At 69.0% G+C, this 14,566-nt stretch carries 10 protein-coding genes; 6 read left to right on the forward strand and 4 right to left on the reverse strand.

Annotated elements, in window-relative coordinates; genetic code table 11:
- The first annotated feature begins 86 nt into the window (after window positions 1–86).
- From AC07OC_RS21625 to AC07OC_RS21640, 4 genes are all read left to right on the forward strand, one after another.
- Complete coding sequence (locus tag AC07OC_RS21625; RefSeq protein ID WP_369641291.1) at window positions 87–1,538, forward strand: protein kinase domain-containing protein; 1,452 nt, start codon at window positions 87–89, stop codon at window positions 1,536–1,538.
- 74 nt (window positions 1,539–1,612) lie between these two features.
- Complete coding sequence (locus AC07OC_RS21630; RefSeq protein ID WP_494602198.1) at window positions 1,613–2,713, forward strand: DUF2855 family protein; 1,101 nt, start codon at window positions 1,613–1,615, stop codon at window positions 2,711–2,713.
- A gap of 45 nt (window positions 2,714–2,758) precedes the next feature.
- Window positions 2,759–3,823 (forward strand): serine/threonine protein kinase, encoded by a 1,065-nt coding sequence (locus AC07OC_RS21635; RefSeq protein WP_494602200.1) that lies wholly within the window; start codon window positions 2,759–2,761, stop codon window positions 3,821–3,823.
- Between the two features lie 199 nt (window positions 3,824–4,022).
- Window positions 4,023–4,715, forward strand: a complete 693-nt coding sequence (locus tag AC07OC_RS21640; RefSeq protein ID WP_494602202.1) for a response regulator transcription factor — start codon at window positions 4,023–4,025, stop codon at window positions 4,713–4,715.
- 212 nt (window positions 4,716–4,927) lie between these two features.
- Here the strand turns inward: AC07OC_RS21640 and AC07OC_RS21645 are convergent, their stop codons facing one another.
- Window positions 4,928–8,338 (reverse strand): IPTL-CTERM sorting domain-containing protein, encoded by a 3,411-nt coding sequence (locus tag AC07OC_RS21645; protein ID WP_494602204.1) that lies wholly within the window; start codon window positions 8,336–8,338, stop codon window positions 4,928–4,930.
- A 382-nt stretch (window positions 8,339–8,720) separates the two neighbouring features.
- Here AC07OC_RS21645 and AC07OC_RS21650 point away from each other — a divergent pair, with 382 nt between their 5' ends.
- The gene (locus AC07OC_RS21650) at window positions 8,721–9,029 is read left to right on the forward strand and encodes a hypothetical protein (protein ID WP_218293068.1); all 309 of its coding nucleotides are present in this window, start codon (window positions 8,721–8,723) and stop codon (window positions 9,027–9,029) included.
- Between the two features lie 146 nt (window positions 9,030–9,175).
- Here AC07OC_RS21650 and htpG read toward each other — a convergent pair whose 3' ends face one another.
- The gene (gene htpG / locus AC07OC_RS21655; RefSeq protein WP_218293067.1) at window positions 9,176–11,152 is read right to left on the reverse strand and encodes a molecular chaperone HtpG; all 1,977 of its coding nucleotides are present in this window, start codon (window positions 11,150–11,152) and stop codon (window positions 9,176–9,178) included.
- Between the two features lie 329 nt (window positions 11,153–11,481).
- Between htpG and aqpZ the strand changes: the two genes are divergently transcribed.
- Window positions 11,482–12,177 carry an aquaporin Z gene (gene aqpZ / locus AC07OC_RS21660; protein ID WP_218340587.1) on the forward strand — a complete coding sequence of 232 codons (696 nt, stop codon included), beginning with the start codon at window positions 11,482–11,484 and terminating at the stop codon, window positions 12,175–12,177.
- Window positions 12,178–12,188: 11 nt separating this feature from the next.
- Here aqpZ and AC07OC_RS21665 read toward each other — a convergent pair whose 3' ends face one another.
- Complete coding sequence (locus AC07OC_RS21665; protein WP_218293065.1) at window positions 12,189–13,124, reverse strand: exopolyphosphatase; 936 nt, start codon at window positions 13,122–13,124, stop codon at window positions 12,189–12,191.
- A gap of 111 nt (window positions 13,125–13,235) precedes the next feature.
- A complete protein-coding gene (locus AC07OC_RS21670) occupies window positions 13,236–14,525 on the reverse strand; it encodes an esterase/lipase family protein (RefSeq protein ID WP_255594462.1) in 1,290 nt (429 codons plus the stop codon).
- Window positions 14,526–14,566 lie beyond the last annotated feature (41 nt).

Raw genomic sequence — 14,566 nt, forward strand, 5'->3', positions numbered from 1 at the left:
GCGCCGCTTCTCCCGCCCCCGCATCGCTGGGGGATGCGGGCAGGGGGACGGCGCCAGCGCGGCACGCGGCGCAAGGGAAAATCAACATGAAACTGCTTGAGCCCGGCACCGAGATCGACGGCTTTCGCGTGGCCGAATGCATCCACGCGGGCGGCATGGCGCATATCTATGCCGTGGAGTACGCGCAGGCAGGCCGCAGCCCCGGCTTTCCAATGGCGATGAAGATCCCGCGGATGACCGCGGGCGACGGCGCGGAGAACATCGTGGGCTTCGAGGTCGAACTGCAGATCCTTCCGGTCCTCACCGGCCCCCACGTGCCGCGCTTCGTCGCCGCCGGCGACCTGGTGCGCCTGCCCTACCTCGTCATGGAATACGTGCCGGGCCAGACGCTGCAGCACTGGCTGGACAGCGCCGCCAGTCCGGGCATGGCGCCCACCCCGCCAGAGACCATTGCGCGGCTGGGCGCGGCCATTGCCCACGCCGCGCACAGCTTGCACCAGCAGAACGTCTGCCACCTCGACCTCAAGCCGGCCAACGTGCTCATCAAGAGCGACGGCGACGCCGTGCTGCTGGACTTCGGGCTCTCGTGCCACGCGCACTACCCCGACCTGCTGGCCGAGGAAATGCGCCAGGCCGTGGGTTCGCCCACCTGGATCGCCCCCGAACAGGTGGTGGGCGTGCGCGGCGACCCGCGCAGCGACATCTTCGCCATCGGCGTGATGCTGTACGAGCTGGCCACCGGCGAGCTGCCCTTTGGCTCGCCCACCACGCAGGGCGGCCTGCGCCAGCGGCTGTGGATGACGCCCGCGCCCCCCCGCAAGCACCGCGCCGACATCCCGCCCTGGCTGCAGGAAGCCATCCTGCGCTGCCTGGAGCCCGAGGCCGCCAGCCGCTACCCCTCGGCCGCCCACCTGGCGTTCGACCTGACCCACCCGGCGCAGGTGCCCATCACCGCGCGCGGCCAGCGCACGCAGGGCACGCCGCTCACCACGCACCTGCGCCGCTGGGTGCGCGCGGCGGGCATGCACTACCAGCCCAGCCCCCTGCCCGCGCAGCAGATCGAGGAGACTCCCATCCTCATGGTGGCCGTGCCACATGCCGACGTGAGCGATGCCACGCTGTATTCGCTGCGCCAGGCGGTCGCGCGCTCGCTGGGCATCCGGCCCGGCGCGCGCCTGGCCTGCGTGACGGTGATCTCGCCCTCGGCCAGCAGCACGAGCGACAGCGAACGCAGCGAGACCACGCTGCACCGCCAGCACATGGCGCGCCTGCGGCAATGGGCGCAGGGGCTGGACCTGTCGGGCCACCACGCGAGCTACCACGTGCTGGAAGCCAGCGACGTGGCCCAGGCGCTGGTGCGCTACGCCGCCAGCAACCACGTGAGCATGATGATCCTGGGCGCGGCCACCCACGGCCTGCACACCCAGCGCTTCATCGCGACGGTGCCCATGCGCGTGGCGCGCGACGCGCCCTGCACCGTCATCCTGGTCAAGCAGGCGCTCCCGTTCGAGCAGCTGGCGCACCCCCTGGGCGGCTGAGCGGCCGGGCCGCGCTGTCGCGCAGGCGGCGCGGGCATCTTGAGCCGGCGGGGGGTTTCGTTTAGCGTCGCGGCATGAGCACCACCACCACCCTCCTCGTGCGCCAGGACCAGCTGGCCACCACCCGCCAGTGGGCCGCCGAAGAACCTGCACTCGCCGAGGGCCAGGTCCGCGTGCGGGTCGAACAGTTCGCCCTCACGTCCAACAACATCACCTATGCCGCGCTGGGGAACATGCTCAACTACTGGCAGTTCTTCCCCACCAGCGAGCCCGGCTGGGGCATCGTGCCCGTGTGGGGGTTTGGCACGGTGACCGAGTCATCGCACCCCGACGTGGCGGTGGGCGAGCGGCTGTACGGCTACTGGCCCATGGGCACCCAGGCGGTGCTCTCGCCCCAGCGCGCCAACGCGGCCGGCTTCAGCGACGGTGCCCCCCACCGCGCGGGCCTGCACGCCGTCTACAACCACTACCTGCGCACCCGCACCGACCCGCTGTACCGCGCCGACAACGAGGACGTGCAGGCGCTGCTGCGGCCGCTGTTCGTCACCTCGTGGCTCATCGACGACTTTCTGGCAGACCAGCAGTTCTTCGGCGCCAGGCGCATGCTGCTGTCCAGCGCGTCGAGCAAGACGGCCTACGGCACCGCGTTCCAGCTGGCGCAACGGGGCGGCATCGAGGTCGTGGGGCTCACCTCGCCGGGCAATGTGGCCTTCTGCGAAAGCCTGGGCTGCTACGACCGCGTGGTCACCTACGACGCGCTGGAATCGCAGCTCGACGGCGCCACGCCCAGCGTGTACATCGACTTCGCGGGCAGCGTGGGCCTGCGCCAGCGCATCCACGCCCACTTCACGGGCCTGGCCTACAGCTGCTCGGTGGGTGCAAGTCATGTGGGCGATCTGGGCGGCGCCGGCCAGCTGCCCGGCCCGCGCCCGGTGATGTTCTTCGCGCCCGCGCAGGTCAAGAAGCGCCACGCCGACTGGGGCGCCCAGGGCCTGAATGACCGCCTGGTGGCGGCCTGGAACCAGTTCAGCGCCGCCGTACAGACCGCCTCCAACCCCTGGCTGGTGGTGCAGAACCATGAGGGGCCCGAGGCCACGCAGGCGCTGTTTGCCGCCGTGCTGGCCGGCAGCGGCGACCCGCGCGCCGGGCACATCGCCACCATGCTGCCCCGCTGACACGCAACGCGCGGGACATGCCGGGGCGGGCGGCGACAATGGGGCATGACCCCATTGCCTCCCGACACCGCGCCCGACACCCGCCCCCCCGCCGACCAGCACCCCTACGCCCGCCTCACCCCCGACCAGGTGCTGGACGCGCTGGCCGGCGTGGGCCTGTATGGCGACGGGCGCCTCATGGCCCTGTCGTCGTACGAAAACCGGGTGTACCAGGTCACGCTGGAAGACGGCGAGCGCGTGGTGGCCAAGTTCTACCGCCCGGGCCGCTGGAGCGAGGCGCAGATCCTGGAAGAGCACGCCTTTGCCGCCGAGCTGATGGCCGCCGAGGTGCCCGCCGTGGGGCCCCTGGTGCTGAACGGCAGCACCTTGCACCAGCACGACGGGTTTGCGTTTTCGGTCAGCCCCTGGCGCGGCGGCCGCCAGCCCGAGCTGGATGACTTCGAGGTGCTCGAATGGATCGGCCGCTTTCTCGCCCGCATCCATACCGTGGGCGCGGCCCGGCCGTTTGTGCACCGCCCGCTGCTGGACGTGCAGACCTTTGGCACGGCGTCGTACGACTGGCTGCTTGCCCGGGAAATCATCCCGCTCGACATGCAGGCCCTGTGGAAGGCCCAGTGCGAAAAAGCTCTTGAATTGATAGCTGCCAGCGCCTATCCATCAAGCGCTGGAGCCCCATTTAGCTTGAAAGATGCCACCCCCATCCGCCTGCACGGCGACTGCCACCCCGGCAACATCCTCTGGACGCCGCTGGACGAATGGGGCCGGGGCGGCCCGCACTTCGTGGACCTGGACGACGCCCGCATGGGCCCGGCCGTGCAGGATCTGTGGATGCTGCTGTCCGGCGACCGGCGCCAGCGCACCCACCAGCTCGGCGCCCTGATCGACGGCTACGAGCAGTTCCGCGGCTTCGACCGCCGCGAGCTGGCGCTCATCGAGCCGCTGCGCACGCTGCGCCTGATCCACTACAGCGCCTGGCTCGCGCGCCGCTGGCAGGACCCGATCTTCCCGGTCAACTTCCCGTGGTTCGGCACCAGCGACTACTGGCGCGGGCAGGTGGACATGCTGATCGAGCAGATCGAGGCCATGCAGGAAGAGCCCCTGTCCGCCTGAGGCAGCCCCGCGGCCTGCGTGCCGCGCCACGGGGTTCGCGCTGCGGGTGCCGGCGATGCCCTTGGCGCCTCTTCATTGCAAACGATTGTCAACCCGTGTGCACGCGGGTGCGATGTCGCGCACCATCAGAAAAACGACCTTCAAGAAGGGCATTTTCCTGACTTGCGAAGGGCCTCCAGGCCCGAAGACTCACACCACCATGCGCATTGCCGTCCTCAACGACGACCCCCTCCTGCCCGACATGATCAAGGGCGCCCTCGAGCGCCTCCACCACGTGTGCCACTTCTATGCCAGCGGCGCGAGCCTGCTCAAGGACGTGCGCCACGAGACCTTCGATCTGCTGATCGCAGACTGGCATCTTCCCGACATGAACGGGATCGAGGTCATACAGCGCATGCGCGAGATGATCGGGCACCAGCTTCCCATCCTGCTGGTCACCCGGCGCAACGAGGAGCGCGACGTGGTCGAGGCCCTCAACCGGGGCGCCGACGACTTCATGACCAAGCCGGTGCGCATGGGCGAGCTGGTGGCACGCGTCTCGGCCCTGCTGCGGCGGGCCTACCCGCAGACCATGGGCGAGGCGCTGGTCTTCGGCCCCTACCGCTTCGACGCGGAGCGGCGGCTGCTGACCCTGCACGGCGCTCCGCTGGCGCTGAAGAACCGCGAGTACGAACTGGCCTTGTTCATGTTCCGCAACGCGGGGCGGCTGCTGTCCCGCGCGCACCTGCGCGAAGTCGTGTGGGGCGAAATCAGCGAGGCGGCTTCGCGCTCGCTCGACACCCATGTATCGCGCCTGCGCGCCAAGCTGCAGCTGACCCCGGGCAACGGCTACACGATCACCGCGATCTACGGCATGGGCTACCGGCTGGATGCCGCGGATTCGCGCGGCTAGACGGCCCCCGCGCCCTCCCCCGCCAGCGTGCGGGCCGGCCCACGCGGCGCACACGCAGCCCGCGGCACACACCCGGCGGACCTCCCGCCCCCCCCACACGCATCCCGGAATGAAAAAAGGCCAGCACGCAGGCAGCGTGCTGGCCTTGGACCGGGCCGCGAGCAGCAGGCTATCCCGGCGCGATCACCGCGATAGCCGCTGCCACGCGCGCACTACCGGCGGCGACCCACGGCAGGGTGCTGCCAGGCCATCAGCCCCAGCAGGACCGCCAGCAGGATCAGGCCCCACTCGGACAGCGTGGGGATGCTGCTGGTGGTGTTGGACACCGTGGTCGTGGCGCTGGCCGTGTTGTTGGGCGGGTTGGTATCGCCCGGCGCATCCACGGTGGCGGAGTTCACCAGCGGACGTGCGCCGCTGTAGGGGGACGACAGCATGGTGCTGATCGTGAAGGTGCGCGAAGCCCCTACCGCCAGTGCGCCGACCGCACAGCGCACGGTGCCCGAGGCATTGACGCACCCGGCAGCGGAGACGAAGTTGACACCCGCCGGCAGCACATCCACCACCTGCGCGCCATCGCTGGCCAGCGGGCCGTTGTTGGTCACCACCAGCGTGTAGTCCAGCGCCGCGCCCGGTGCGATCGGGCCCGCGGGCGCCGTCTTGGTCAGGGCCAGGTCCGTGGCCACGGTGAAGCGGCGCGCGGTCGTGTCGTGCGTCACCACGTTGTTGGCCAGCGTGGTCTCGGTTTCCTCCACCACCACGCTCGCCTGGTTGAACGCGGTGCCGCTCGTGGCCCCCGCGACGGTGAGGGTTTCAGCGCGCATCACGTAGGTGATGGTGGCGCTCTGGCCGCTGCTGAGCCCTGGGAAGGAGCAGATCAGCGTGCCGCTGGTCGCGCCCACCGCGGGCTCGGTGCAGGAGCCGCCCGCATTCACCGTGAGCGAGCCCCGGTAGCTGAAGGTGGCCGTCGGCGAGGAGCCCGGCGCGGGGAACACGTCGGTCATCACCACGTTGGTGCCGAAGGACGGGCCGCTGTTGTTCACCGTGATCGTGTACGTCGTCGACTGCCCCAGGTCCACCGGGTCGGAGCTGTCCACCTTGTTCACCAGGATGTCCAGCTGCGGCGCCGTGACGGGCGTCGTGGTGGTGGCGCTGTTGTTGGCCAGGCTCGACTCGGTGGTGGCGGTGGTCGCGGCGACGCTGTTGACCACGCTGCTGCCTGCCGCGTTGCCCAGGGGACGCATGCGGTAGTTCACCGTCTGCTGCACGCCGGCATTGATGCTGGCCCAGTTGCAGGTGAGCGTTCCGCCCACCGTGCCTGCCGCGATGGGGACGCAGCTGCCGCCCCCGCTCACGCTCACCACGTCGATAAAGGCGGCATTGGACGGCAGGGTGTCCACCATCTGCACGGTCTGTGCCGTGGAAGGCCCCGTGTTGCCGATGGTCGCCACGAAGGTGATGGGCGCACCGGCCGCGACCGTGGAGGGCGTGGCCGTCTTGGCGGCGGTCACGTCCACGATGGCCGTGACCTGGCTGGTCACGCTGCCGCTGTTGTTGGCCTGGTTGGGGTCGCCCACGTCGGCGGAACGCACGGTGGCGATGTTGGTGCGCGGGCCGGTGGCGGCGATGCTGGGGCGCACCACCACGGTCACCGTGGCCTGCGCGCCGGAGTTCAGCGTGCCCAGGTTGCAGCTCAGGTTCTGCGAGGTGCCGTTGGTGACGCCGTTGGGCGTGCAGCTGCCCTGCGAGGCCACAGCGGACTGGAAGCCGCCGGTGGTCACCAGGCTGGCCAGCGTGTCCGACACAATGACATTGCTGGCGGACGCCGGGCCGACGTTGTCGACCGTGATGACGTAGGTCAGGTTCTGGCCCGCGACCACGGGGTCCGGCGCTGCGGTCTTGGACACGACGCGCAGGTCGGCCTGGGTGGCGGTGGCGGTGACGCCCACGCCCACGCAGTTGTTCGTCCCGTTGCTGTCCACTCGCGCACCTCCCCCCAGCGCCACGCAGGCATTGTTGGTGACGGTACCCGCGCTGGCCAGCACGGCGGACACCGTGACGGCAGGCGCACTGGAGTTCGCGTTCAGGCCCGTGGAGCGGGTGCAGTTCCAGGCTGCCACGCCGTTGCCGACAAAGGGCAGTGCATCGCAGGTCCAGCCCGTGGCGCTGACAAGGCTGTTGAGCGTCACACCGGCAGGCACCACGTCGGAGATGGTGATCGCCTGGCCGTTGGGTACCGCCAAGGGGCCGGTGTTGCGCGCCGTCAGCGTGTAGTTGAACGCCTGGCCCGGCACTACCGGGTTGATGCTGGCCGTCTTGGTCAGCTGCATGTCCGCATCGTTGCTGGCCGTCACGTTGACCGAGTCCGAGTTGTTCGCGGGCACCGGGTCGGCCAGCGGCGTGTTGACGGCGGCCGTGTTGCCCAGCGTGCCCGCGCTGTTGGCCGTGGCGGTCACGGTGATGACGGGCATGTTGGTGAAGTTGGCACCGGTGTACTCCGTGCGCGTGCAGGTGATCGTGGCGTCACAGGTCCAGCCCGTGCCCACGGCGGACACGAAGGTGAGCCCCGCGCCCAGCGTATCGGTCACCGTGACGGGCCGGCCCACCAGCGACTCCCCGCCATTGAGGCGCGGCGTGAGCGTGTACACCACGTTGGTGCCCTGGGCCACATTGGAGCTGGCGGCGCTCTTGGTGATGGCCACATCGGCACCGGAGGCGGAAGTCACGTCGGCGGAGGTGGTGTTGTTGGAGGTGTTGCCGTCCGGCATGGCCGAGTTGTCGGGCTTGAGGCCGTCGATGGCGAATGCGGCGGTCACCGTGCCGTTGACGTTGGACACGGCGGGGACCGTCAGCACGGCGGCGGACGCTCCGTTGGCGAGCGTGCCCGCGCGGGTGCAGGTCACCGTGCCGCTGTTCAGCGGGTAACCGCCCGAGGCCGTGCACGACCAGCCCGTGCCCGTGGGCGTCGACGTGATGGAGGCGCCGGCCGGCACGGTGAAGGTGATGCGCTGGCTCCCATCGGCCGCATTCGGGCCGTTGTTCGCAGCCTGCAGCGCATAGCTGTAGGCCTGCCCGGCCACCACGTTGGCCGTGGAAGGCGTGGCCACGAGCGCCAGGTCGGCCGCCTGCGTGGCGGTGGTGTCCTGCACGCTGTTGACATTGTTGCTGGTGTTGGGATCGGACGTGGCGCTGGAGGCCGTGGCGGTGTTGGTCCACACGCCCGCGGAAGGCAGCCGCACGCGGATCGTCACGGTCTGGTTGGTGTTGAACGCGATGTTGCCCACGGCGCAGTTGACGGTGCCGCCGGCCTCGCTGCACGAGCCCGCCGTGGTGTTCACGTCGATGAACGTGGAGCCCGCGGGAAGGGTGTCCACCAGCGTGACGCCGGTGGCGCCGTTCGGGCCGTTGTTGTCGATGCGCAGCGTGTACGTGAAGATGCCTCCGGCGGGCCCCGGGTCCGGGGAATCCGCATGGTTCACCACCAGGTCGGCGGACTGCGCCAGGGCGGCCCCGGCAAACAACCCGCTGGCCAGCAAGAGCCAGCGGAAGCGGCGCACGGCGCGCTGCGCGGGCGCAGCCGCAGGAACCTCGCGTGCCTGCGCGGTGGCATCGCTGGCAGGCTGCATGGACCCGCTGGATGTCTGCGCGCGCCAGGGAGCGCGGCCGCTCGTCCATAGTCGCGTCAATCGATAGGGCATTGAATTCTCCTGAAGTGGATGGCTCGAACTTCCGGCCACGCCGCGACCTCACCAGGCCCCTCAGGGCTGGCAAAAAATGCGAGGGAGTGCGTGAACGCGCCTGGGCCGCCATGGGCAAAGGCAGGGCCTGAATTTATCGAGCGCGGCAGGCGTAATCCGCGCAGAAACAATCGTTAACGTTCGTGAACCGTATTGCGTATTGTTTCCACCACGCAGGCCGTGGCGCGCAGGCGCCCCCGGGCAGTGGACCGGCTCCACGGCACTGGGCTATGCTGCGCCATTCCAGATCCCCCAGCGAGTTGCCCCGGCCATGAAGGATTTGTTCCGCAACCTCTTTTCCATCCGCCAGCAGCGCCGGCCTGCCCCGGTGGGGCCCTTGCCGGCGGTGGGCACGTTCATCATCCGGGGGCCGGTCAAGATGGCGATCACCTGCCCCGTGCCGCCCGAGCTCTGGGACTGGCTGGTGCTCTCGGGCTGGCGCAACCTGCCCGTCAAGAATGACCGGCGCAAGGGGCTGCTGGCGCCGCAGGGCGCGCTCAAGGAGCTGATCGACGCCGACCCGCAGGAGCGCAACCGCGCGCACGACCGCCTGCTGGAGCAGGCGCGGCCGGAGGATTGAGGCGCACCGCCCCCGCCCGCTGGCGCGGAGGACGCCAGCGCCGGCGCAAAAAAACCCCGTGATGCCCTGGCATCGACGGGGTTTGCTCTATTTTTAATAGCTATCGGCGCTTGATGGCCGGGCGCCAGGAGCCTATTTCATCCCCGTCACACCAGCAGCGCATTCACCCGCCGCACGTAGGCCGCCGGGTCTTCGGGCAGGCCGCCTTCGGCCAGCAGCGCCTGGTCGAACAGGATGTGCGCGAGGTCGTGGAAATGCACGCTGCCGTCGAGCTTCTTGACCAGCGCATGCTCGGCATTGACCTCCAGCACGGGCTTGGTCTCCGGGGCCTGCTGGCCCGCCTGCTTGAGCATGCGGGCCAGTTGCGTGCTCATGCCGTCGTCCTGCACCACCAGGCACGCGGGTGAATCGACGAGGCGCGTGGTCACGCGCACGTCCTCGGCCTTGTCCTTGAGCGCCTCCTTGAGCTTGGCGAGCACGGGCTTGAAGGTCTCGGCGGCCTCTTCGGCGGCCTTCTTCTCGGCCTCGTCCTGCAGCTTGCCCAGGTCCACCGCGCCCTTGGCCACGCTTTGCAGCGGCGTGCCGTCGAATTCGTGCAGGTAGTTCAGCGCCCACTCGTCCACGCGGTCGGTCATGAGCAGCACCTCGATGCCCTTCTTCTTGAAGACTTCGAGCTGCGGGCTGTTCTTGGCCGCGGCCAGGGTGTCGGCGGTGATGTAGTAGATGGCCTCCTGGCCTTCCTTCATGCGGGCCTTGTAATCGGCAAAGCCCACGGTGGCGGTGTCGCTGGTGGTGGACGCAAAACGCAGCAGCTTGGCCAGGCGCTCGCGGTTGCCAAAGTCTTCGCCCAGGCCTTCCTTGAGCACGGCGCCGAATTCGGCGTAGAACTGGCTGTACTTGCCTTCCTTGGCCTTGTCGTCGGCGTCGACCACATCGGTCACGCCGTCGTCGCCCGCCGTGGCCTCATGCTTGTCGTGCTTGGCCAGGTCTTCCAGCATGCTGAGCACGCGCTTGGTCGAGCCTTCGCGGATGGCGCGCACGTCGCGGCTTTCCTGCAGCAGCTCGCGGCTCACGTTCAGCGGCAGGTCGGCCGAGTCGATCACGCCCTTGACGAAACGCAGGTAGGTGGGCATCAGCGCCTCGGCGTCGTCCATGATGAACACGCGCTTGACGTACAGCTTCACGCCGGCCTTCTTGTCCCGGTTCCACAGGTCGAACGGCGCCTTGGCGGGGATGTACAGGAGCTGCGTGTACTCGGTGTTGCCCTCGACGCGGTTGTGCGCCCAGGTCAGCGGGGCTTCATGGTCGTGGCTGATGGTCTTGTAGAACTCGGCGTACTGCTCGTCGGTCACGTCCTTCTTGGGGCGGGTCCACAGGGCGCTGGCCTTGTTGATGGTTTCCCACTCGCCGGTCTTGACCATGCCGCCGGGCTGGCGGCCGCCGGCTTCGTCGCCGGGGGTGATGAGCTCGCCGTCTTTCCACTCTTCCTTTTCCATCAGGATGGGCAGGCTGATGTGGTCCGAATACTTGGCGATGACGGACTTGAGCTTCCAGGCGTTGAGGTATTCCTCGGCGTCGTCGCGCAGGTGCAGGATGATGCTGGTGCCGCGCTGCGGACGGGTGATGGTTTCCACCTCGAAGTCGCCCGTGCCGCCGCTCACCCAGCGCACGCCTTCGCCGGCAGGCAGGCCCGCGCGGCGCGACTCGACCGTGATCTTGTCGGCCACGATGAAGCCCGAATAGAAGCCCACGCCGAACTGGCCGATGAGCTGCGCGTCCTGCTTCTGGTCGCCCGAGAGCTTGCCCATGAAGTCCTTGGTGCCGCTCTTGGCGATGGTGCCCAGATGCTCGATGGCCTCCTGCTGGCTCATGCCGATGCCGTTGTCGGTGATGGTGAGCGTCTTCGCGTCCTTGTCGAAGGTCACGCGCACTTCCAGGTTGGGAGCGTCCTCGAACAGCGCGGAATTGTTCAGGCCTTCGAAGCGCAGCTTGTCACACGCGTCCGAGGCGTTGGAGATCAGCTCGCGCAGGAAGATCTCCTGGTTGGAGTACAGCGAGTGCGTGACAAGGTGCAGCAGTTGGGCCACTTCGGCCTGGAAAGACAGGGTCTGTTTGGTGCTCATGGTGTCTTGGAGATTGCTGTGTAAGGTGCAAGGGAACGCCTTTCACGGGCCACGGGGGTGGCGAGGAAAGGCGTTCGCGCGTGTTCACCTCGGGGCGGACTGGCTGATTTCAAGGGTGTTTCGCACACGGCGGCCTCCGGCGCGGCCTGCCGTCCGTCCCTGCAGACGGCGGGCAGGCGGGGCCGGGCGCTGAAGATTGTTGACAATTTGCAGGCAACTGGCAGTATTTTTTGTCATTTGCCCCCCATAAGATGCACGCGCCGCCGCTGTTCCGAAGGGAGCAGCCTTCCAGAACCCTGTGCCCTTTTTTCTTTCGGAGCCGTCCTGCCATGCCCACATCCCTTCAAAAATGGTCCGCCGAGTTCCTCGGCACGTTCTGGCTGACCCTGGGCGGCTGCGGCAGCGCCGTGCTGGCCGCGGCCTTTCCTCAGCTGGGCATTGGTTTTGTCGGCGTGTCCCTGGCCTTTGGCCTCACGGTGCTGACGGGGGCCTATGCCCTGGGACCGATCTCGGGCGGGCACTTCAATCCCGCCGTGTCGGTGGGGCTGGCGCTGGGTGGCCGCTTCAAGGCGTCCGAGCTGCCCGGCTACGTGCTGGCCCAGGTGCTGGGCGCCATCGCCGCGGCGGGCGTGCTGTACCTCATCGCCACCGGCAAGCCGGGCGCGGACATCGGGGGTTTCGCCACCAACGGCTATGGCGAACACTCCCCCGGCGGCTATGGCCTGGTGGCCGCCGTGGTGACGGAGGTCGTGCTGACGGCCGTGTTCCTCATCGTGATCCTGGGCGCCACGGCCAAACGCGCGGCCAGCGGCTTTGGCGGGCTGGCGATCGGCCTGTGCCTCACGCTCATCCACCTGATCTCCATCCCGGTGACCAACACCTCGGTCAACCCCGCGCGCAGCACCGGCCCGGCGCTGTTTGGCCCGGCCTATGCGCTGTCGGAACTGGGGGTGTTCTGGGCAGCGCCCATCGCAGGCGCGCTGCTGGGCGCCGCCATCTACCGCGCGCTGCTCAGCGACGACTGAGGGGGCGGGCTTCAGCCCTCGATCGTGATGCGCTGCACCAGCGTCTGCAGGATCTTGTCGGCCTTGTCGTTGGCCACCTGGCAGGTGCCCGCGGCCGCATGCCCGCCGCCGCCAAACTCCAGCATGAGGTTGCCGATGTGCACCTGGCTGCTGCGGTCGAGGATGGACTTGCCCGTGGCGAACACCGTGTTCTGCTTTTGCAGGCCCCACATCACGTGGATGGAGATGTTGCACTGGGGGAACAGCGCGTAGATCATGAAGCGGTTGGTGGCCCAGATGGTTTCTTCCTCGCGCAGGTCCAGCACCACCAGCTTGCCGATGCGGATGGCGCAGCGCTGCAGCTGCTCCTGGGCCTTGGGGGCATGGTCGCGGTACAGCTGCACGCGCTCCTGCACGTCGGGCAGAGCCAGGATGTCGGCGATGTCGTGGTCGCGGCAATACTGGATGAGGTCCATCATCAGCGCATAGTTGCTGATGCGGAAGTCGCGGAAACGCCCCAGTCCCGTGCGCGAATCCATCATGTAGTTCAGCAGCACCCAGCCCTGGGGGTCCAGGATGTCTTCGCGGGAGTACTGGGCGGAGTCGGCCTGGTCCACCGCCGCCATCATTTCGTCGGTGATGCGCGGAAAGGCCGCCTTGCCGCCGTAGTGGTTGTAGACCACGCGGGCCGCCGACGGCGCATGGGCCTCGATGATGTGGTTTTCGTCGCGCCGGCCCGAGTTGCGCACGGTTTCCGATTCGTGGTGGTCGAAGACCAGGTGGGCCCCCGGCACATAGGGCAGGTTGGTGGTGATGTCGCGGCTGGTGATGGCGATCTTGCCGTCCTGCATGTCCTTCGGGTGCACGAAGGTGATCTCGTCGATGAGATTGAGCTCATTGAGCAGCACGGCACACACGAGGCCGTCGAAGTCGCTGCGGGTTACCAGCCGGTATTTCACGTCGCTCACTAGTTTCTCCTTGTCACATATTCATGGCCACATGGTAGCCGCGGGCCAAGGCCCCACAAGGCCGTTGGCGTGGAAAAGCGGACCACCGGACCGCTTTCCTCCCTTTGCCGCTCACGCGGGCCGAAGCCACTGCTCCAGCTGCCGCGCCACGCCCGCATCGCCCAGCAGCGCCAGATGGCCCATCCGGTGGAACACGGCCTGCCGATCCTTGGCAAAACCCAGGGTCCGCCGCGCATCATCGTGGATGCCCAGGGCACTGTGCAACGGCACCAACCCGTCGCCCACCAGCCGCTCGGCCACCGGACTGCGCCGCGCGGCCAGCGTGGCGGCGACGGCATGGCAGGCCACGCCCTCGGGCAGCGGCACCGGAACGCGCCGGTCAGGCTGCCGGTGAAAGCGGTCGCGCCCCTGCCCGTCGGATTCCAGCACGTGGCCGTGGCGCAGGTCGGTGATGCCCGCGCTGCGCAGCTGCGCCAGCCGTGCGAAGGGGCGCGAATACGGCGTGCTGCCCAGCAGGATGTCCACCCAGTGGCCGGCTTTTTCCAGCGGCGCGCCATGGTGGGGCGTGCCCAGGCACACCAGGTGGCGCAGCAGCGCCGGCCAGCCCAGCCCCTGCGCCACCGCCTGGTGGCACGCACTGCGCGCGACCAGCCCGCCCATGCTGTGGGCCAGCACCGCCACCTCCGTCACGGGCACCGGCCAGTCCCTCACGAGGGATTCCAGCTGCGCCGCGAGCTCCGCGCCATTGGCGCAGGTGTGCAGGCCCGTGTTGTAGCGCAGGTAGACCGGCGTGCAGCCCAGCGCCTGCGCGAGGTAGGCGCCATGGTCATGGCCGCCGTGCCGCCACTGCAGATCGTTCATGCACAGGCCGTGGACCAGCACCAGCACCTTGCCGGTGGCCGCGCCGCTGGCGGCCAGGGCGGGCAGGTCGAGCGGCAGCCCCTCCCGGTGGAACCCCATGCGGGTGCACAGCGGGTTGCCGTCGCGCTGGAGGCGGTCCCCCATCACGCCGTTGAGGGCGGCCAGCACGGCCTCGCGCTCCCACTGCACGCCGGTGTGCGGCACGGCAGGCTCGAAAAACGGCTCCAGCCGCGCCAGGCCCGCCTGCAGCCCCGCATCCACGAGCCATGTCACGCCCCGAATGCTCTGGTAGACCAGCCCCGTGAGGCCCCGCGCCTGCCCGGGCTGCGCCCCGCCATGCAAACCGAGGGTGCCCAGCACCGACTGGTGCACGCCCTCGGCCACGCGGCTGATGCCCGTGGTGGCCTGCGTGGCCAGCCGTGCCACGCCGCGCAGGTCGGAAACGCGCAACTGCCGCAGGGGGCCAGGCGTGGAAGGTTCGGCGGGGCGCCTTGCCCCGGGGCCGGCTGCATTGGCGCCGCGGCGCGGTGATGGGGACATGGGTGGAAAGGCTCCGTTCAGGAATGGTCAAGCGACACAGG

This window comes from Acidovorax sp. GW821-FHT10E04, assembly GCF_059415185.1.

What these genes read in the sequence shown, in the direction of transcription:
- AC07OC_RS21625 (WP_369641291.1), top strand. Translation starts at nt 87, where the DNA reads ATGAAACTGCTTGAGCCCGGCACCGAGATCGACGGCTTTCGCGTGGCC.
- AC07OC_RS21630 (WP_494602198.1), top strand. Translation starts at nt 1,613, where the DNA reads ATGAGCACCACCACCACCCTCCTCGTGCGCCAGGACCAGCTGGCCACC.
- AC07OC_RS21635 (WP_494602200.1), top strand. Translation starts at nt 2,759, where the DNA reads ATGACCCCATTGCCTCCCGACACCGCGCCCGACACCCGCCCCCCCGCC.
- AC07OC_RS21640 (WP_494602202.1), top strand. Translation starts at nt 4,023, where the DNA reads ATGCGCATTGCCGTCCTCAACGACGACCCCCTCCTGCCCGACATGATC.
- AC07OC_RS21645 (WP_494602204.1), bottom strand. Translation starts at nt 8,338, where the DNA reads ATGCAGCCTGCCAGCGATGCCACCGCGCAGGCACGCGAGGTTCCTGCG.
- AC07OC_RS21650 (WP_218293068.1), top strand. Translation starts at nt 8,721, where the DNA reads ATGAAGGATTTGTTCCGCAACCTCTTTTCCATCCGCCAGCAGCGCCGG.
- htpG (WP_218293067.1), bottom strand. Translation starts at nt 11,152, where the DNA reads ATGAGCACCAAACAGACCCTGTCTTTCCAGGCCGAAGTGGCCCAACTG.
- aqpZ (WP_218340587.1), top strand. Translation starts at nt 11,482, where the DNA reads ATGCCCACATCCCTTCAAAAATGGTCCGCCGAGTTCCTCGGCACGTTC.
- AC07OC_RS21670 (WP_255594462.1), bottom strand. Translation starts at nt 14,525, where the DNA reads ATGTCCCCATCACCGCGCCGCGGCGCCAATGCAGCCGGCCCCGGGGCA.